The sequence below is a fragment of the Flavonifractor plautii ATCC 29863 genome, from assembly GCF_000239295.1.
GTDB classification, from domain to species: Bacteria; Bacillota; Clostridia; order Oscillospirales; family Oscillospiraceae; genus Flavonifractor; species Flavonifractor plautii.
The window spans coordinates 1-17,204 of sequence record NZ_JH417668.1 but is presented as its reverse complement, the minus strand read 5'-3'; the positions used below and the strand labels follow the sequence as shown (position 1 = coordinate 17,204).

Genomic DNA, 17,204 nt, shown 5'->3' with positions numbered 1-17,204 from the left:
CCGGCCCGTGCATTTGCACGGGCCGGACTTTTTGTTTCTGATTCAGCGAATGTCTCCGGGAAGCCCCGCCGCGTCCCGCGCGGCATCGTAGTCCCTCTTGTTCACATAGATGATGTACTCGTACTGTGCCCCCGACGACATGCCCATGGTACCGAAGTCGGCCCGGGTACCCGGATTGAGGGCGGAAGGCGAGCTGCGGTCGATCGCCTTCACCGTGTAGTCCAACCCCGCATCCCGCAGGGCGGACAAGATATCGCTCTGTTCCTGCATGGTCAGAACGGTGACCAGCTCGCGGCGGTTCCAAATGGCAAGCATACGTTCCCCTCCTTCTGCTCTTTCCCGGTCAGCCCGAGCGCCCTGTCCTGTAAGTCAGGGTGCTTTTGAATTCAATGCAGAATCCCGTGGAGAAAAATCTTTGTCAGCGTATCTACAATCTCCTCATCCCCGTACTGGGGTTCTACTCCCACCACAATTTTATACTGAATCGCAAACCCAAACAGGGAGCCCACATAGGTCTTAGAGGCCAGATAGGTGTCCACCCCCTCTTGGAGATTGCCGGTATACCTCTTCAGCACCGTCTCTACACAGCGGGCCACATAGCCGATGCCGTTCTTATGATAGATGCTGCTGACCTCCGGGTGCCGCTTGGAGTCCCGGATGATGGCCCGGGTAAAGGCGATACGCTCCGGCGTGTCAAAAACCGCCAGATAGGCCAGCCCTATCTTTTTGATAGCAGCCTCCAAATCATAGCCGTCTATTTCCGGCTGAATGCTCAAAAAATTGAAATAGAACGGTGTCTCCTGCATGACAGCGGAGTAGAGCTCCTCTTTGTCCTTGAAATACTGGTAGAGTGTGGCCTTGGAATAGCCCGACTCCCTGGCCAGCATATCCATAGATACCCCGTCATAGCCGTGTTCCCCAAAAAGGATCAGCGCCGTCTGAAGAATTGAGGTGCGGTTGGCGTTATATGCATCCTGCAACGCCTCTTCTTCCGAAATGTCCAGATTTTCAAACAGATCCTTTTTCCCATTGAAGTGCAGGTAGATGGTGGACGGGGAGATCCCAGCCGCCCGGGCGATACTGTTAATGGTTGTCCCTTTGTAGCCCTCTTTCAGGAAAATACATCTGGCTGTCTCCAAAATCTTTTCCCTGACATCGCTCTCCATGCTTCTCCCCCTCCTTTCAAATTTAACTGTTGATTCTAGTTTATCCTGTTATAAATATCCTGTCAAGCATCACTGTGCCTCCAATTCTGTATTCCGCACAAGTTTCCCGCCAACTTTTTGTCCAAAACATCTATTTTGTTTTTTCTCTGCAAAAATAATATAATAACACTTTACAGTATATTATTATTATTCTACTCTTGCATCGTGTAATAATTATTACCGACTATTTCAATTATATTATTCCTCGAAGGGAGGTCTTTCTTTGATCCGCATTGATCTGGAAAATCACTTTTACGCTCCATGTCTCATTGACGCGCTGGCGCAGCGCAGTCAGCCGCCGTTTTATGACCGCGCCACTGACCAGATTCACTGGACCGAGGATGTCTGTATGCCCCAGGGGGAGCTGCTTCAGCGGCTTCTGGAAGTAGGCGAGCATCGCCTGTCCCTACTGGAGCAGCAGGGGATTACCCATGCGGTGCTGAGCTGTTCCCCCGGCGCCGAGCAGCTTGAGCCCGCCAAGAGCATAGCCGTTTGCCAGGCCACCAATGCCGCGCTGTATGAGCTGACGCGGGCCCATCCCGGCCGTCTGTTCGGCAGCGCCATTCTCACCGTAAAGGACGTGTCTGCTGCGGAGCGGGAGCTGGAGCGCTGTGTGAAGGAATATGGCTTCGTGTCATGGCACACCCACTCTAATTACGGAAACACCGCACCGGACGATCCCCGCTATCTCCCCCTCTTCCGCAAGGCCGCCGAACTTGGCGTCTACGTCTATCTCCACCCTCAGCTCCCCGAGGGCAGCCGCTACGCAGGCTACGGCTTTACCTTTGCCGGTCCCGGTCTTGGCTTTACGGTGGATACGGTCACCACGCTGCTGCGCATGGTGGTATCCGGCCTGTTCGACGAGATTCCCTCTCTCCGGCTGGTACTGGGACACCTGGGCGAGGGGCTTCCCTTTTTGCTGGACCGTATTGAAAACCGGATCAAATTTCTGCCCAATCCGGCCATTCGCTGCCGCCGCCCGCTGCGCTACTACTTTCAGCACAACATCTGGGTTACTACCAGCGGCAATATGTCGCCGGAGGCTTTCCGCTGTACCCAGGATGTGCTGGGTATGGACCACATTCTCTTTGCAAGCGACTACCCCTATGAGTCCGTGGAGGACATGATGGCCTTTTTGCGCGGGATTCCGCTGAATGAGGCGGACTACGCCAGGCTCTACTATCAAAACACAGAAGCATTACTGGGAATTTCCCTTTCTTAATTGATTTGGAGGTGTCATCCATGAGGAACAGGAAACATGACGGCAACAAGTCCTCGGTCGTAAACTTCGGTGTGCAGGGCTGGGTCACCATCCTGTACTGTCTGCTGATGTTCTGGCTTTATGCCGGCATGGTGAACAGCGGTTCCAATGTAACCGCCCCGGCCATCGCAGAGAAGTTCGGCATCCTTCCCGGTACCGTACTGAATATGAACACCGTGGCCGGCGTGGTGGGCGTCATCTTCTTTATTGTCGTTGGCCAGATCAACCGGGTGATCGGCGCCCGCATCACCTCCGGCGTGTGCCTAATTGTCGCCGGCCTGGCCTATCTCGGCGTAGGCAATGCCGTCAATCTTGCCATGTATACCGTCTGCATGTGTATTGTGGTGGGCGGCGTCATGTCTGCGGGCTACATCTCCGGCGGGGATCTGGTCACCCAGTGGTTCCCCAAGAAAAAAGGCATCGTCATGGGCTACACCACCATGGGCCACAATCTGGCCTCCGTCGCCTTTGTCCCCCTTATCACACTTCTGGTAGGTCGGCTGGGCATTGGCAACGGTGTAATTCCCATCTCCGTTTGCGCCATCGTGCTTGGCATTCTTGGTCTGCTTCTCGTCCGCAATACTCCGCAGGAGCGCGGCCTCAACCCGGACAATGTGTCCGATGAGGTCTACCGAACCGAGTACTTCCACGGCCATGAGGATCCCACTGGCGGCTGGACCACCGGCAGACTGCTGCGGTGCAAGGAAACCTGGCTGGTGGCCGTCACCACCGGCATGTTCCAAATCTGCTCCCTGGGCGTGGTATCTCAAATGGTGCTGCGCAACATGGAGCTGGGCTTCTCCCGGGAGCAGGCCACCTTTATCCTCAGCCTGGTAGCTCTCATCGGCCTGGTCGGCTCCTTTTTCGTGGGCTATATGGATGAGCGCCTTGGCACCAAAAAGTCCATGCTGTTCTTCGGCATCTGGTACGCCCTCTCCCTGCTGGCCAACGCCACCGAGAACACCGTTCTGGTCTATGTCTCCATCTTTATGATCGGCATGTCCATCGGCGGCTCCGCCAACTTCACCACCTCCCTTACCACCTCCGTGTTTGGCCGTCAGGGATTCAGCAAGGTAAATTCCGTCGTTTTCCCCATCCAAGGCGCTGTGTCCGCCCTCTCCTTCGTGGTCAACGGCGTAGTCTCCAACATCACCGGCGGCAACCTGCGCTACACCTATCTCATTTTTGCCGGCGTATCCGTAGTCTCCGCGCTCATTGTACTGCTAGTGGATGAACACCGCTTCAACAAGGACTGGCAGCAGGGACAGAACGCCCGCTCCGCCTCTTGATGAGTCCAATAAAAAAGATCGCCTGCCCCGGTCGGGGCAGGCGATCACAGTTTTGGAGGTCATTCCACGCTTTTCAGCAGCTCCTCCGCCGAAACTCCGAAGAGCTTGGCCAGGGCCAGCAGGTTGGAGGTGCTGGGATCAGCGGTGCCGCTCTCCCACTTGCTTACCGCCTGACGGCTCACGCCCAGGGACTCCGCCACGAACTCCTGGGTCATCTTGCAGCGGGTGCGGTGATACCTGATGGCCTCCCCCAGGCTCTTGGCCATCTCCGCCTTCTCCTGCCGGACGGGGCCGGACTTCAGGTACTTCCGCAGGGCCTTGATCAGTAGCACGGCTAGATAGATAATCCCCGCCCAGATAGCCAGTTCGAACAGCAAAAAAGGAATCATGTAGATCGATGTAATGTTCATACCAAACACTCCTTTCAAACTGGCCTCATTCTACCCGGTTTGACCGGTTGCCTCCACCAATTATGGCGCAACTTTTGGTTGCTCTTCCCGCTCCTCCCGCTCCCGCGCGGCCCGCTGGGCCAGGATTTTGGGGAAGAAGTGGAGGAACAGGCAGGTGGTCACTGTGGCGGCCACCGCGTCGGCGATGGGCTCGGAGAGGAAGGTGGCCTCCGGGGAGACTAGGGCGGGCAGCAGGAGCAGACCCGCCAGGAACACGCACTTGCGGAAGATGGAGCAGAACAGGGCCAGCCGCACATGGCCCAGGGCGGTGGTCTCGTCCACCAGGGGATACTGGATCGCCAGGGGGATGATCATGGCGGTAAAGACTTTGATGTAGCGTACCGACCGCGCCGCCACCTCCGGGTTCTGGGTAAACAGGCCCACAAACACCGGGGACAGGGTGTGGGTCACCACCGTCATGAGCACACAGAAGGTCACGCACAGGGCCACGATAGACCGGATGGCCCTTTTGATGCGTTCCAGGTTGGCCGCGCCGTAGTTGAAGCTGACCACCGGCTGGCTGCCCAGGGTAAGGCCGCCCATGGGCATGGTGATGAGGAGCAGGTAGCTCTGCACGATGGTGGCGCAGGTCACCAGGGTATCCCCCAGCTCCGGCCCGCCGTAGCGCTGGAGCACAGTGTTCAGCACGATCAGCAGGATGCTGTCCGTGGCGATGATGAGGAAGGGGGACAGGCCGAAGGCCAGCACCCGCCGCACAATGTGCAGTTCCATGCGACCCCACCGCAGGCGCACCGGCATCCGCTTCCGCCGCAGGGAGAGGAGCACAAAGGCGCAGGAGGCCATCTGGGAGAGCACGGTGGCCAGGGCGGCCCCGGCCACGTCCAGATGGAGGCCGAAGATGAAAATGGGATCCAGGATGATGTTGAGCACCGCCCCCAGCATCACCGTGGCCATCCCCAGGCCGGAGAATCCCTGGGCGATCAGGAAGCTGTTCATGCCGGTGGCCATGAGGGCAAAGAAGGTGCCCGCGGTGTAGATGGTCAGGTAGGTGTTGGCGTAGCCGAAGGTGGCGTCGCTGGCGCCGAACCACATGAGCAGATGCTCCTTCAGCAGGAGGAACAGAGTGGTCAGCACGCCGGACAGTATCAGCAGCATCAGGAAGCTGTTGGACAGCACCCGCCCGGCCTCCCTGTCCCTCCCCTCCCCCATACGCATGGCCATGATGGGGGAGCCGCCCAGGCCCACCAGGGAGGCGAAGGAGGACAGCAGGGTGACGATGGGGCCGCACACCCCCACCCCCGCCAGGGCCAGATCGCCGATGCCCTGGATGTTGCCGATGTAGATGCGGTCTACAATGCTGTATAGGACGCTGACCAGCTGAGCCAGCATCGTGGGGATGGCCAGCCGGCACACCAGCCGGAAGACTGGATCACGCCCCAGATCGTTGGTCTTTCTCACGGTTTTTCCTCCCTTTTTGAAACACACTGGGGCATTATACCTCTTTTTCCGTCCCCCGTAAAGGCCCTTTGGCTTTTTAGCACTCTTAAACGCAGAGTGCTAACATTTACAATTTAGACATATTTACATGTATATTTGTTCATAAACTCGGCCTATACTTTGTCTCAGAAAATGAGTTGAGGGGCCGGAAAGGCCCCCGGAAAGAGGATGATTGGAATGGAACAAAGGAAGTTTTAGCACATCAATGTTCCCATTGCTAAATCACATTTCCGAAAAAAGGAGCGATTTTTATGTTTGGCATGCTTCCCTTTGAGCGCAGCGACGACAACCTGTTTGATACCTTTGATAACTTTACCCGCAACTTCTTCCGCGGCAGCAACGCCAGCCTGCCCGCCTTCCGCACCGACATTCGGGACGCCGGAGACAAGTTTGTCTTAGAAGCCGAGCTGCCCGGGTTCGACAAGGGCGACATCAAGCTGGATGTGAAGGACGGTATCCTCACTATTACCGCCGAGCACAGCGAGAACCAGGAGCAGAAGGACGCCAAGGGTGCCTACATCCGCCGGGAGCGCCGGTACGGCTCCTTCAGCCGTTCCTTTGATATCACCGGCATCGATGAGGGCTCCATTACCGCCGCTTACAACAACGGCATTCTGGAGCTGAACCTGCCCAAGGCCGTCCCCGTGGTTCCTGAGAGCCGCCGGATTGCCATTGATTGACCTGGATATCCGGGAGCCGGTCAGCCTTGGCTGACCGGCTCCTTCCCGTTTTCTGTTCCCTCCCAGCGCTCGCAGCCGAAGTCCGGCTCCGGGTGCCGCCGCCAGGGGTGAATACAATGACCGTACCAGAGAGGGTAATAATTCCCCTGCTCCGTGCGGACGTAGTGCTGGCGGTAATGAACGCAGGTCCCGCAGACCCGCTTTTCCACCATGTACTTCCGGGGCAATGACATAAAATCACCTCATATTGTTATATTACTATCATTCGATAGTATAGTCAATACTATTATCCGGTAGTAAGATACAATAGCGCCGAGGTGAATAACATGTATCTTCCCCGGCTGCGCGATTTGCGCGAGGATCACGATATGACCCAGGCGCAGATCGCTGCGATTCTTGGAATCGACCAAAGAGTTTACAGTATTTATGAAACCGGGAAACGGGATATACCCCTGCCCCATCTGGTAACATTAGCTGACTATTATAAAGTCTCCACAGATTACCTGTTGGGTCGGGAGAAATCCTGATTCTCCTTATAAAAGGAGCGTGACGCAATATGAACGCGCAGAAATATACCCAGAAATCCCTGGAGGCGGTGCAGAACGCCCAGTCCATCGCCACCGAGTACGGCAACCAGCAGATTGAGCAGCCCCACCTGCTGCTGGCCCTGCTGCTGGACGAGGGCGGGCTGATTCCCCAGCTGCTGGGGAACATGGGCCTCACCGTCCCCTCCTTCACCGCCGCCGCCAAGGCGGAGGTGGAGAAGCTGCCCCGTGTGTCCGGCTCCGGCCGGGAGCAGGGCAAGATCTATGTGGCCCAGGACGTGGACAAGTGCCTCAACACCGCCGAGAGCATCGCCGCGTCTATGAAGGACGAGTATGTGTCGGTGGAGCACCTGCTGCTGGCCCTGCTGGACACGGCCAACCGGGAGCTGAAGGAGCTGTTCCGCACCTACAACGTGCAGAAGGAGGGCGTGCTCCAGGCCCTGACCAACGTGCGGGGCAACCAGCGTGTGACCTCCGACAACCCGGAGGAGACCTACAACGCCCTGAAGAAGTACGGCTCCGATCTGGTGGAGCGGGCCAGGGCCAACAAGCTGGATCCGGTCATCGGCCGGGACGACGAAATCCGCAACGTCATCCGTATTCTGAGCCGCAAGAGCAAGAACAACCCGGTGCTCATCGGCGAGCCCGGCGTGGGCAAGACCGCCATCGCCGAGGGGCTGGCCCAGCGCATCGTCAAGGGGGACGTCCCCGCCTCCCTGAAGGACAAGACCATTTTCGCCCTGGATATGGGTTCCCTGATCGCCGGGGCCAAGTACCGCGGCGAGTTTGAGGAGCGGCTGAAGGCCGTCCTCAACGAGGTCAAAAAGTCCGAGGGCCGCATCATCCTCTTTATCGACGAGCTGCACACCATCGTGGGCGCGGGCAAGACCGAGGGCGCCATGGACGCGGGCAACCTGCTCAAGCCCCTGCTGGCCCGGGGCGAGCTGCACTGCATCGGCGCCACCACCCTCAACGAGTACCGCCAGTATATCGAGAAGGACGCCGCCCTGGAGCGGCGCTTCCAGCCCGTCATGGTCTCCGAGCCCACGGTGGAGGACACCATCGCCATCCTCCGCGGCCTGAAGGAGCGGTACGAGGTGTACCACGGCGTCAAGATCCAGGACGGCGCCATCATCGCCGCCGCCACCCTGTCCAACCGCTATATCACCGACCGCTTCCTCCCCGACAAGGCCATCGACCTCATCGACGAGGCCTGCGCCATGATCCGCACCGAGATCGACTCCATGCCCACCGAGCTGGACGTCATCCAGCGGAAGATCATCCAGCACGAGATTGAGGAGGCCGCCCTCAAGAAGGAGGACGACGCCTTGTCCAGGGAGCATCTGGCCGAGATCCAGAAGGAGCTGGCCGAGATGCGGGACGAGTTCAACGCCAAGAAGGCCCAGTGGGAAAACGAGAAGAACGCCATCGGCAAGGTGCAGAAGCTCCGGGAGGAGCTGGAGAGCGCCAACGCCGAGCTGGAGGCCGCCCAGCGGCAGTACGATCTGAACCGCGCCGCCGAGCTCCAGTACGGCCGCATCCCCGAGCTGCGGAAACAACTGGAGGCCGAGGAGGCCATCGCCAACGAGGGCAAGGCCCGTTCTCTGCTGCGGGACAAGGTCACCGAGGAGGAGATCGCCCGCATCATCGAGCGCTGGACGGGCATCCCCGTGGCCAAGCTGATGGAGGGGGAGCGGGAAAAGCTGCTCCACCTGGAGGACATCCTCCACCAGCGGGTGGTGGGCCAGGACGAGGCTGTGCGCCTGGTGAGCGAGGCCATTCTCCGCTCCCGGGCGGGCATCGCCGATCCCGACCGCCCCATCGGCTCCTTCCTGTTCCTGGGCCCCACCGGCGTGGGCAAGACCGAGCTGGCCAAGGCCCTGGCCGAGGCCCTGTTCGACAGCGAGAAGAACCTGGTGCGCATCGACATGAGCGAGTATATGGAGAAGTTCTCCGTCTCCCGCCTCATCGGCGCCCCTCCCGGATACGTGGGCTATGAGGAGGGCGGCCAGCTCACCGAGGCCGTCCGCCGCCACCCCTACTCCGTGGTGCTCTTCGACGAGGTGGAGAAAGCCCACCCCGACGTGTTCAACATATTACTCCAGGTATTGGACGACGGCCGGATTACCGACAGTCAAGGCCGAACCGTGGATTTCAAGAACACCATCATCATCCTCACCTCCAACCTGGGATCCCAGTACCTGCTGGACGGCATCGACGAGAAGGGCGACATCACCGCCGAGGCGAAAAATGCCGTCAACGATCTGCTGCACCACTCCTTCCGGCCCGAGTTCCTCAACCGGCTGGACGAGATTGTGTTCTACAAGCCCCTCACCAAGGACAACATCACCCACATCATCGATCTGCTGGTGGCTGAGCTCAACCGCCGCCTGGAGGACAAGCAGCTCAAGGTGGCCCTCACCCCGGCGGCCAAGCAGCACATCATCGACAGCGCCTACGACCCGGCCTTCGGCGCCCGTCCCCTGCGCCGCTTCGTGCAGCACAGTGTGGAGACCCTCATCAGCCGGAAGATCATCGCCGACGAGGTGCAGGGCGGCGACACCCTCACCGTGGACTGCCGGGATGGCGAGCTGACGGTGGAAAGCAAGAGCGTCTTCACCGGCGAGGTGGTCAATCCGTAAACAGACAGCCCCGGCCGCATTGCGGCCGGGGCTGTTTCGTTCCCTTTCGCCGGCTAGACCGCCCGCCCGGCGGCCAGCATCTCCTTACAGGCCCGAATGTCCGCCTCGCCCAGTGGGGTGAAGCGGCCCAGGGCGGAGGCGTAGTAGGCCACCTGGGCCGCCTCCTCCACATAGGCGGCGGCGGTCATGGCCGCGGGCAGGTCCCGGCCGCAGCAGAGGCTGCCGTGATTGCGCAGCAGCACGGCCAGCCCGTCCGTCCCCAGGGCGGCGGCCACTGAGGCGGCCAGCGCCCGGGAGCCGGGCACCGCGAAGGGCACCACCCGGATGGGGGCGAACTCCGCCTGGGGCGGCGTGGAGGGGGGCAGCTCATCCACCGCCATGGCCATCACGGTGCAGAACAGGGCGTGGTTATGCACCACCGCCCCCACGTCGGGGCGGGCGCGGTAGACCGCCGTGTGCATGGGGGTCTCAGAGGAGGGCGCGTAGGGCCCATCCACCCACTCCCCGTCCAGGGTGACAATGGCGATGTCTCCCGGCTCCATAGTGTCATAGGGCCGCCCGCTGGGGGTGATGGCGGCCACCCCCGCCTCCCGGTCCCGCACGGAGATATTGCCTGATGTCCCGTGGATCAGCCCCTGAGCGCTGGCCTGCCGGATGGCGGTGAGCACCTGCCGCCGGATGTCCTCATACTTCATGAAAGCGTCCCCTTCTCTCTGTGGTATCTGCCCTATTATAGCACAAAAAACGGTCTGAGTCATCTGACTCAGACCGTTTGCGCCTGCATATGGGAAAGGCGGACCGCCCGGCGGGCCTGGAGCTCCCGGACCGCCGGCTCCTCCAGCATCAGCCGTTTCCCATTTTCCAGGGCCACCACCCGGCCCTCCACCCGGGAGACCTTGTCGGTGTTCAAAATCAGGCCGCCCGGGCAGATCAGAAACTGGGGCTCGCCGTCCAGCAGCAGGGCCATGGCCTGAAAGCCCAGCCGGGCCCGGACGCGGTCGTAGGCGGTGTAGAGCAGCAGGGTCTGCTTCTGCGCCTGAATGTAGTGGATATCATCGGTACGGAGCGGGTGCTTAATGGGCAGAATGGCATCCCGCGCGTGGCGGGGAGCCAGCGCGAAATAGTCCGTCATGACGGTGTTCATGCCGCTCACCCGCCGCCACTCCACGGCGCCGAAGGTGTCGGCCGCGGTCAGCACCTTGGCCCGCAGGGCCTGTCCCTCCTCCAGATAGGCCCAGAGGGTCTCCCCCTCTCCGCGGATGCGCCGCAGCTCCTCCGCCGCCCTCCACTGGCGCTCGCCGCCGCGGAGGCAGACTAATTGATATCCACCGCTCTGCGCCGCCATGGCGAACTCCTCCAGGCAGTCGAAGCAGTCGGTCACCACGGCGACCTTCCAGCGCACCGCATAGGAAAACATCTGCTCCCGGAGCTGCTGCCGGTCCTTCTCCTGTGGTGCGATCAAGGCAATTCTGATGATGTTCACCCTCTCTCTGCGCCGCAGAAAGCCCCCCTGAACCAATCCGGGTCAAGGTTCAGGGGGGCTTTTGAGCGATTAGTCTACGCCGCCGATCAGGCCGAGGGCCTCGGCGATATCCAGGTTGACGCCCAGAACGTTCACCGTCTCCTCACCGAAGATGCCCAGCACCTTGCCGGTGGTGTTGTCCGCCACGAACTGCTCCAACTGCTCCTCGGTCAGGCCCGTGTTCTCCGCCAACTGCGGAATCTGCACAGCCGCAGAGGCAGGGCTGATGTGGGGATCCAGGCCGGAACCGGAGGCCGTCACCAGGTCGGTGGGGATGTCCTCCACCGTCAGGTCGGGATGCTCCGCCAGGAATTCGTCGATGTCGCCCTGCACGCGCTCCGCCAGAGCGGGGTTGGACGCGCCGTAGTTGTTGGAGCCGGAGGCCACGCCGGCGTACTCGCTGCCGTCGTTGTAGAACTTGTTGCCCTCCTCATCCACCGTATAGGTGTTGTACTGGTAGGCGGAGGGGCGGCAGCGCATGAAGCGGGGGTCAGTGAAATCCTGGCCCACGTTCTTGGCGCCCACGGCCTGGCCGTCCACATAGATGATGCTGCCGTTGGCCTGGCTGGGGAAGAGCGCCTGGCTCATAAGCGTCATGACAACCGGGTAGATCAGGCCGCAGATCAGCAGCAGTACCAGGGTCACCAGAACCGGCGCTCTGAGAGATTTGATCACTTTCATGTTCGGTTTCCTCCTGTTACATTGCCATGCCGAGGCCGAGCATCGTCAGCAGGGGCGCGATGATCAGGTCGATCACTTTGATGCCGATGAAGGGGACGATGACGCCGCCCAGGCCGTAGATGAGCATGTTGCGGGTCAGCATCTTGCTGGCGCTCATGGGCTTGTACTTGACGCCGCGCATGGCCAGCGGGATCAGGCAGGGGATGATGATGGCGTTGAAGATCAGAGCGGACAGAATGGCGCTGGTGGGAGATGCCAGCTTCATGATGTTCAGCACCTGCATCTGGGGAATCACCATCATAAACATGGCGGGGATGATGGCGAAGTACTTGGCGATGTCGTTGGCGATGGAGAAGGTGGTCAGGGAGCCGCGGGTGATGAGCAGCTGCTTGCCGATCTCCACAACCTCGAGGATCTTGGTGGGGTCGGAGTCCAGATCCACCATGTTGGCCGCCTCCTTGGCGGCGGTGGTGCCGGAGTTCATCGCCAGGCCCACGTCGGCCTGGGCCAGAGCGGGGGCGTCGTTGGTGCCGTCGCCGGTCATGGCGACGATCTTGCCCTGAGCCTGCTCCTCCTTGATGACCTTGATCTTATCCTCGGGGCGGCACTCGGCGATGAAGCCGTCCACGCCGGCCTCCTGGGCGATGGTCGCCGCGGTCAGCGGGTTGTCGCCGGTGCACATGATGGTCTTGATACCGATGGCGCGCAGGCGGGCGAAACGCTCCACCAGGCCGTCCTTCACGATATCCTTCAGGTAGATGACACCCAACACACGCTTGCCCACGCAGACGGTGAGGGGGGTGCCGCCCTGCTTGGACACCTGGTCGGTGTGGCCCTGCAGATCGGCGGGCACGGTGCCGCCCAGGCCCTTGACGTACTCCACAATGGCGTCGCTGGCGCCCTTGCGGATGGAGGTGCCGTCGGCCAGATCCACGCCGCTCATGCGGGTCTTGGCGGTGAACTCGATGAACTCGGCGCCCTTCAGGTTGCTCTCGTCCACCACGACGCCCCGCTCCTTGGCCAGGGCAACCACGCTCTTGCCCTCGGGGGTGGCGTCGCTCAGGGAGGAGAGGGCCGCATACTTGGTGAGCTCCTCCACGCTGACGCCGCTGACGGGGATGAAGTCGGCGGCCATGCGGTTGCCGTAAGTAATGGTGCCGGTCTTGTCGAGGATCATGGTGTCCACGTCGCCGCAGGCCTCGACGGCCTTACCGCTCATGGCGATGACATTGAAGCGGGTGACGCGGTCCATGCCGGCGATGCCGATGGCGGAGAGCAGAGCTCCAATGGTGGTGGGGATCAGACACACCGCCAGGGCGATCAGGGTGGACACGGGCAGGGTGACGCCGCTGTAGCGGCCGATGGGGTACAGGGTGACGATGACGATCATGAAGATGATGGTCAGGGCCACCAGCAGGATCTGCAGGGCGATCTCGTTGGGGGTCTTCTTGCGGGAGGCGCCCTCCACCAGGGCGATCATCTTGTCCAGGAAGGACTCGCCGGGGTTAGAGGTGATGCGGATCTTCAGCCAGTCGGACACCACAGTGGTGCCGCCGGTGACGGAGGCGAAGTCGCCGCCGGACTCGCGGAGCACGGGGGCGGACTCGCCGGTGATGGCGGACTCATCCACGCTGGCGGTGCCCTCGATGACCTCGCCGTCGTTGGGGATGATCTCACCGGCGCTGACCATGACCACGTCGCCCTTCTTCAGCTCGCTGGAGGAGACGACGGTCTCGGTGCCGTCGGCCTTGAGCAGACGGGCCTTGGTGTCCTTCTGGGTCTTCTTCAGGCTCTCGGCCTGGGCCTTGCCGCGGCCCTCGGCCACCGCCTCGGCGAAGTTGGCGAAGAGGACGGTGACAAAGAGGATGACGCAGACAAAGATGTTGTACAGGCGGACATTATTGATGCCGTCGGTGGGCCCGAAGAGCTCGGGGAAGATGGAGAGCAGCAGAGCGATGACAAAGCCGATCTCAACCACAAACATGACCGGATTGTGCATCATATATTTGGGGTTCAGCTTGGTGAACGCCCCGATAACAGAGGACTTGAAGATGTCCTTTGTTACGAATTTGGTCCGATGCTTATCTTTCATAGGGAATCCGTAATCCTCCTTTAAACCGGCAGCCAGATGGACAGATGCTCAGCGATGGGGCCGAGAGCCAGGGCCGGGAAGAACGTCAGCGCCGCAAAGATGTAGACCACGAAGGCCACGATGACGCCGAAGCCGATGTTGTTGGTCTTCAGGGTGCCGATGGACTCGTTCATGCGCTTCTTGCACAGCAGAGACCAGGCGATGGCCAGCTGGAGCACGATGGCCAGGTAGCGGCCGAAGAACATGGCCAGACCGGCGGTGATGTTCCAGAAGTAGGTGTTGTCGGCCAGGCCCTCAAAGCCAGAGCCGTTGTTGGCGGCGGAAGAAGAGTACTCGTACAGCACCTGGCTCAGGCCGTGGAAGCCGGGGTTGGTGATACCGGCGCGGCCGGCCTCGGTGCCGACGGCCAGGGCGGAGAAGCCCAGGATCAGCAGGGGGTGGATGATGAGGACCAGCACGGCCATCTTCATCTCGCGGCCCTCCACCTTCTTGCCCAGGTACTCGGGGGTACGGCCGATCATCAGGCCGCACAGGAACACGGCCAGCATGACGTACATGATCATGTTCATCAGGCCCACGCCCTTGCCGCCGAACACGCAGTTGAGCATCATGTGCAGCAGGGGCACCATGCCGCCCAGGGGTGTCAGGGTGTCGTGCATGTTGTTGACGGTGCCGGTGGTGAAGGATGTAGTGACGGTGGTGAACAGGGCGGACTGGGCGATGCCGAAGCGGACCTCCTTGCCCTCCATGCTGCCCATGGACTGGCTCAGGCCAATCTCCGCCAGCTTGGGGTTGCCCGCCAGCTCAGAGAAGTAGCACAGGCACAGGCCCACCACGAAAATGATGCCCATGGCCACGAACACGGTGCGGCCCTCGCCGCCGAAGATGGGCTGGCGGTCGGTCAGGCGGCGGCCCACGACGGGGTGCGCCTCATCAGTCAGCTTCTTGCGGTTGTGGTACATCAGGCCGAACATGATCACGCAGGCGCCGGGCAGGATCATCATGCTCAGCAGCTCGGTAATGTCGGAGATGATGGTGGGGTTCTCCAGCGGGGTGGTGGAGTTGGCGCCCAGGAAGCCGCCGCCGTTGGTGCCCAGGTGCTTGATGGAGACCAGGGAGGCGATGGGGCCCATGGCGATGTCCTGCTGGGTGCCCTCGATGGTGGTCACCGTCTGGTTGGCCATGAAATTCTGGGGAGCGCCCTGCCACACCAGGATCAGTGTCACGATAATGGAGAAGGGGATCAGGATGCGGGTGGTGATGCGCACCAGATCCACATAGAAGTTGCCCAGGTTGTTCTTGCTGGTGCCCGTCAGGCCGCGGCAGAAAGCCACGCAGGCGGCGTAGCCGGTGGAGGCGGAGACGAACATCATGAAGATGATGACCAGCATCTGGGAGAGGTAGCTCAGCCCACTCTCACCGGAGTAGTGCTGCAGGTTGGTGTTGGTCATGAAGGAGATAATGGTGTTGAAGGAGAGGGTGGGCTCCATGGCGCCGATGCCGTTGGGGTTGAAGACCGGCAGGAACTGGATGCGCAGGATCAGGTAGCCGATAAACACCATGACGGCGTTGGTAAGTACCAGAGCCAAGGCGTATTTCTTCCAGCCCATGCCCTCATTCTGATTGATACCGCAGATGCGGTAGATTCCATTGTCGATGCGGTTGAACACGGGGTCGCAAAACGTATGTTGACCAGTGGCGATGTGGAACATATAGCGGCCGATCGGGATGATCAGCAGCACGAAAATCACCAGGGTCAGAATGATTTGCAGCATTGCAAAATTCCTCCTCTGTGCCTCAGAACTTTTCCGGGTTGGCCAGGGCGTACACCAGATAGCACGCCAGCGCGATAATGACGATACCCAAAGCAATCATAACTAGCACTTCCTCTTTTCTAGCAAAACAGTCTTATTTGTCCATCTGGCGGTCGCACCAGTCGGCCAACAGTTTCACCAGGACAAAGCTCACGACCAGAGTGGCTATCATAGCGAGATCCATTACGTCCATCTTGTTTCCCTCCTTGTGTCCGTCTCCGCGTGCTCTCCACCGCCGGAGCGGTGCCGGTCGTCTCCCGCGGTCCGGACCTGACGCGCTGATTCCCAACCGCCGGGCCGCAGAACCCCGCCTCTGCCTCCAGCGATTGCACGTATGAGTTTTACCACGTTCCGGAAAGAAATCAAGAGCTTTTTCACAATCTTAATTCAGCCTTAACACATCCGCATGTTCCCTTATCCTTTCTTTTTATTGTGGTAATATTTGTATTTTTAGCTTTGTGGGATTCTTATGGATTCTTAACGCCCTCCACTCTCCTCTTGCACCTTCCTAATCCCTTTCGCGCTATACTGATTCTGTAAAGAGAGTATCCAGCGCACTGTGACACACCGCTGCAGAGAGGAGTCCTTCTGATGTATGCCTATCCAGTCCATTCGTCTGTCCCCGCCCCCCGCACCGCAGCCCGAGCCAGTTGGAAATCGGCCGTCAGCGGCTGCCTCGCCCGGGGGCTGAAGGCCCACCCCATTGTGACCGGCACGGCGGTACTTGCCCTGAGCGGCGCTGTTCTTGTGGGCGGCGTAACTCTGGCGGTTCTCGCCGTCAATCTGCCGCTCTATCTGGCCGCCCTCCTGCTGTGAGACTTACGGCCAGAGCTCAAAAAAGGGGCCATCACCGGAGTGATGGCCCCTTTTTTGGTTCCATGTCTGCGTCTATACGGCGGTTGGCAGCTCCGGCCGGTTTTCCCCTGCCCCACGCTGCCACAGGCTTGCCTGTCCGTCTGCCTCCATACAAAGTTTGGGAGCGGCCCCTGCCTCGGAGCCGCTCCCGCGGGGTGAGCCCTATCCATATATCAAGTCAGAACGACTTTTTTCCACTGCATAGCATCTGCATGGAGAAAAGCGCCTATCATTCGGCGTGCCGGTGCGGCATGGGCTGTGCTGGCAGACACAGCCCATGCCTGCGCCAAATCACAAAGAGAGGTGGTCTCTGGATCCACAAAACAAAAAAGCTGTACCTCCACGGGTACAGCAAACAAACCTTATGATACCTGTCTCAGTCATAAGCAACTGCACCCTCCCTGGACCGGGGAGGCTTCCTGTGCGTCATATACAGGCAGGTATTCTGACTCAGGCATCCAGCGCGGTTCTCGCCTTCCCAGGGCACAGCCCCAGTGACCTATAAGAACCGCTCCACCAATACAGCAACGGCATTGTGCGGGATTCACACCCGCTTCCCTTTTCAGCGTCTCCGGGAGGAGGCGCACCTGTATACCATTCAGTATTCCATTGTATAGGTAGATTATAGTCCCTCTTTCTTCCCATGTCAAGCCATTTCCCTCCTTTGCCCGCTGGTGCGGTGTAGGACTACAATACATATTGGACATCTGA

The 17,204-nt window shown here is 60.2% G+C and carries 17 protein-coding genes and 1 riboswitch; of the genes, 6 read left to right on the top strand and 11 right to left on the bottom strand.

The features are described from left to right. Window positions 1-42: 42 nt before the first annotated feature. Complete coding sequence (locus HMPREF0372_RS03645) at window positions 43-315, bottom strand: hypothetical protein (protein WP_007489074.1); 273 nt, start codon at window positions 313-315, stop codon at window positions 43-45. 71 nt (window positions 316-386) lie between these two features. Continuing rightward, window positions 387-1,166 carry a TetR/AcrR family transcriptional regulator gene (locus HMPREF0372_RS03640; RefSeq protein ID WP_007489073.1) on the bottom strand — a complete coding sequence of 260 codons (780 nt, stop codon included), beginning with the start codon at window positions 1,164-1,166 and terminating at the stop codon, window positions 387-389. A 262-nt stretch (window positions 1,167-1,428) separates the two neighbouring features. On the opposite strand from HMPREF0372_RS03640, the gene HMPREF0372_RS03635 reads away from it, so the two are divergent. Both HMPREF0372_RS03635 and HMPREF0372_RS03630 read left to right on the top strand, forming a co-directional pair. Continuing rightward, complete coding sequence (locus HMPREF0372_RS03635) at window positions 1,429-2,427, top strand: amidohydrolase family protein (RefSeq protein WP_007489071.1); 999 nt, start codon at window positions 1,429-1,431, stop codon at window positions 2,425-2,427. Window positions 2,428-2,447: 20 nt separating this feature from the next. Continuing rightward, window positions 2,448-3,755 carry an MFS transporter gene (locus HMPREF0372_RS03630; protein WP_007489069.1) on the top strand — a complete coding sequence of 436 codons (1,308 nt, stop codon included), beginning with the start codon at window positions 2,448-2,450 and terminating at the stop codon, window positions 3,753-3,755. Between the two features lie 59 nt (window positions 3,756-3,814). On the opposite strand, the gene HMPREF0372_RS03625 is transcribed toward HMPREF0372_RS03630, so the two are convergent. Both HMPREF0372_RS03625 and HMPREF0372_RS03620 read right to left on the bottom strand, forming a co-directional pair. After that, window positions 3,815-4,165 (bottom strand): helix-turn-helix transcriptional regulator, encoded by a 351-nt coding sequence (locus HMPREF0372_RS03625; RefSeq protein ID WP_007489067.1) that lies wholly within the window; start codon window positions 4,163-4,165, stop codon window positions 3,815-3,817. A gap of 60 nt (window positions 4,166-4,225) precedes the next feature. Beyond that, window positions 4,226-5,623 (bottom strand): MATE family efflux transporter, encoded by a 1,398-nt coding sequence (locus HMPREF0372_RS03620; RefSeq protein WP_039996617.1) that lies wholly within the window; start codon window positions 5,621-5,623, stop codon window positions 4,226-4,228. Between the two features lie 290 nt (window positions 5,624-5,913). On the opposite strand from HMPREF0372_RS03620, the gene HMPREF0372_RS03615 reads away from it, so the two are divergent. Continuing rightward, complete coding sequence (locus tag HMPREF0372_RS03615) at window positions 5,914-6,342, top strand: Hsp20/alpha crystallin family protein (RefSeq protein WP_007489064.1); 429 nt, start codon at window positions 5,914-5,916, stop codon at window positions 6,340-6,342. Window positions 6,343-6,362: 20 nt separating this feature from the next. On the opposite strand, the gene HMPREF0372_RS03610 is transcribed toward HMPREF0372_RS03615, so the two are convergent. After that, on the bottom strand, window positions 6,363-6,575 hold the full coding sequence (locus tag HMPREF0372_RS03610; RefSeq protein ID WP_007489063.1) for a hypothetical protein: 213 nt from the start codon (window positions 6,573-6,575) through the stop codon (window positions 6,363-6,365). Window positions 6,576-6,668: 93 nt separating this feature from the next. On the opposite strand from HMPREF0372_RS03610, the gene HMPREF0372_RS03605 reads away from it, so the two are divergent. Both HMPREF0372_RS03605 and clpB read left to right on the top strand, forming a co-directional pair. Then, a complete protein-coding gene (locus tag HMPREF0372_RS03605) occupies window positions 6,669-6,869 on the top strand; it encodes a helix-turn-helix domain-containing protein (protein ID WP_007489062.1) in 201 nt (66 codons plus the stop codon). 29 nt (window positions 6,870-6,898) lie between these two features. Beyond that, window positions 6,899-9,529: an ATP-dependent chaperone ClpB gene (gene clpB, locus HMPREF0372_RS03600; RefSeq protein ID WP_007489061.1), complete on the top strand. Its 2,631-nt coding sequence runs from the start codon at window positions 6,899-6,901 to the stop codon at window positions 9,527-9,529. A 53-nt stretch (window positions 9,530-9,582) separates the two neighbouring features. Here the strand turns inward: clpB and HMPREF0372_RS03595 are convergent, their stop codons facing one another. The 6 genes from HMPREF0372_RS03595 to kdpF all read right to left on the bottom strand — a co-directional run bounded on the left by HMPREF0372_RS03595 (window position 9,583) and on the right by kdpF (window position 15,699). Beyond that, window positions 9,583-10,224: a class II aldolase/adducin family protein gene (locus tag HMPREF0372_RS03595; RefSeq protein ID WP_035300436.1), complete on the bottom strand. Its 642-nt coding sequence runs from the start codon at window positions 10,222-10,224 to the stop codon at window positions 9,583-9,585. 68 nt (window positions 10,225-10,292) lie between these two features. After that, complete coding sequence (locus HMPREF0372_RS03590) at window positions 10,293-11,012, bottom strand: hypothetical protein (RefSeq protein ID WP_009259296.1); 720 nt, start codon at window positions 11,010-11,012, stop codon at window positions 10,293-10,295. Window positions 11,013-11,081: 69 nt separating this feature from the next. Beyond that, window positions 11,082-11,732, bottom strand: a complete 651-nt coding sequence (kdpC, locus tag HMPREF0372_RS03585; RefSeq protein WP_007489058.1) for a K(+)-transporting ATPase subunit C — start codon at window positions 11,730-11,732, stop codon at window positions 11,082-11,084. 16 nt (window positions 11,733-11,748) lie between these two features. Then, the gene (gene kdpB, locus HMPREF0372_RS03580) at window positions 11,749-13,824 is read right to left on the bottom strand and encodes a potassium-transporting ATPase subunit KdpB (RefSeq protein ID WP_007489056.1); all 2,076 of its coding nucleotides are present in this window, start codon (window positions 13,822-13,824) and stop codon (window positions 11,749-11,751) included. Between the two features lie 20 nt (window positions 13,825-13,844). Next, window positions 13,845-15,599, bottom strand: a complete 1,755-nt coding sequence (locus HMPREF0372_RS03575) for a potassium-transporting ATPase subunit KdpA (RefSeq protein ID WP_007489054.1) — start codon at window positions 15,597-15,599, stop codon at window positions 13,845-13,847. A gap of 22 nt (window positions 15,600-15,621) precedes the next feature. Next, entirely contained in the window at window positions 15,622-15,699 is a 78-nt protein-coding gene (gene kdpF / locus HMPREF0372_RS21295; RefSeq protein WP_021632044.1) for a K(+)-transporting ATPase subunit F, read from the bottom strand. A 530-nt stretch (window positions 15,700-16,229) separates the two neighbouring features. On the opposite strand from kdpF, the gene HMPREF0372_RS03570 reads away from it, so the two are divergent. Further along, on the top strand, window positions 16,230-16,454 hold the full coding sequence (locus HMPREF0372_RS03570) for a hypothetical protein (protein WP_007489051.1): 225 nt from the start codon (window positions 16,230-16,232) through the stop codon (window positions 16,452-16,454). Between the two features lie 457 nt (window positions 16,455-16,911). After that, window positions 16,912-17,099, bottom strand: a riboswitch (cobalamin riboswitch). Window positions 17,100-17,204 lie beyond the last annotated feature (105 nt).

Excerpts from the sequence above, each read along its gene's own strand:
- HMPREF0372_RS03645 (WP_007489074.1), bottom strand. The coding sequence starts at position 315 with ATGCTTGCCATTTGGAACCGCCGCGAGCTGGTCACCGTTCTGACCATG.
- HMPREF0372_RS03640 (WP_007489073.1), bottom strand. The coding sequence starts at position 1,166 with ATGGAGAGCGATGTCAGGGAAAAGATTTTGGAGACAGCCAGATGTATT.
- HMPREF0372_RS03630 (WP_007489069.1), top strand. The coding sequence starts at position 2,448 with ATGAGGAACAGGAAACATGACGGCAACAAGTCCTCGGTCGTAAACTTC.
- HMPREF0372_RS03625 (WP_007489067.1), bottom strand. The coding sequence starts at position 4,165 with ATGAACATTACATCGATCTACATGATTCCTTTTTTGCTGTTCGAACTG.
- HMPREF0372_RS03615 (WP_007489064.1), top strand. The coding sequence starts at position 5,914 with ATGTTTGGCATGCTTCCCTTTGAGCGCAGCGACGACAACCTGTTTGAT.
- HMPREF0372_RS03610 (WP_007489063.1), bottom strand. The coding sequence starts at position 6,575 with ATGTCATTGCCCCGGAAGTACATGGTGGAAAAGCGGGTCTGCGGGACC.
- HMPREF0372_RS03605 (WP_007489062.1), top strand. The coding sequence starts at position 6,669 with ATGTATCTTCCCCGGCTGCGCGATTTGCGCGAGGATCACGATATGACC.
- clpB (WP_007489061.1), top strand. The coding sequence starts at position 6,899 with ATGAACGCGCAGAAATATACCCAGAAATCCCTGGAGGCGGTGCAGAAC.
- HMPREF0372_RS03595 (WP_035300436.1), bottom strand. The coding sequence starts at position 10,224 with ATGAAGTATGAGGACATCCGGCGGCAGGTGCTCACCGCCATCCGGCAG.
- kdpC (WP_007489058.1), bottom strand. The coding sequence starts at position 11,732 with ATGAAAGTGATCAAATCTCTCAGAGCGCCGGTTCTGGTGACCCTGGTA.
- kdpB (WP_007489056.1), bottom strand. The coding sequence starts at position 13,824 with ATGAAAGATAAGCATCGGACCAAATTCGTAACAAAGGACATCTTCAAG.
- HMPREF0372_RS03575 (WP_007489054.1), bottom strand. The coding sequence starts at position 15,599 with ATGCTGCAAATCATTCTGACCCTGGTGATTTTCGTGCTGCTGATCATC.
- kdpF (WP_021632044.1), bottom strand. The coding sequence starts at position 15,699 with ATGATTGCTTTGGGTATCGTCATTATCGCGCTGGCGTGCTATCTGGTG.
- HMPREF0372_RS03570 (WP_007489051.1), top strand. The coding sequence starts at position 16,230 with ATGTATGCCTATCCAGTCCATTCGTCTGTCCCCGCCCCCCGCACCGCA.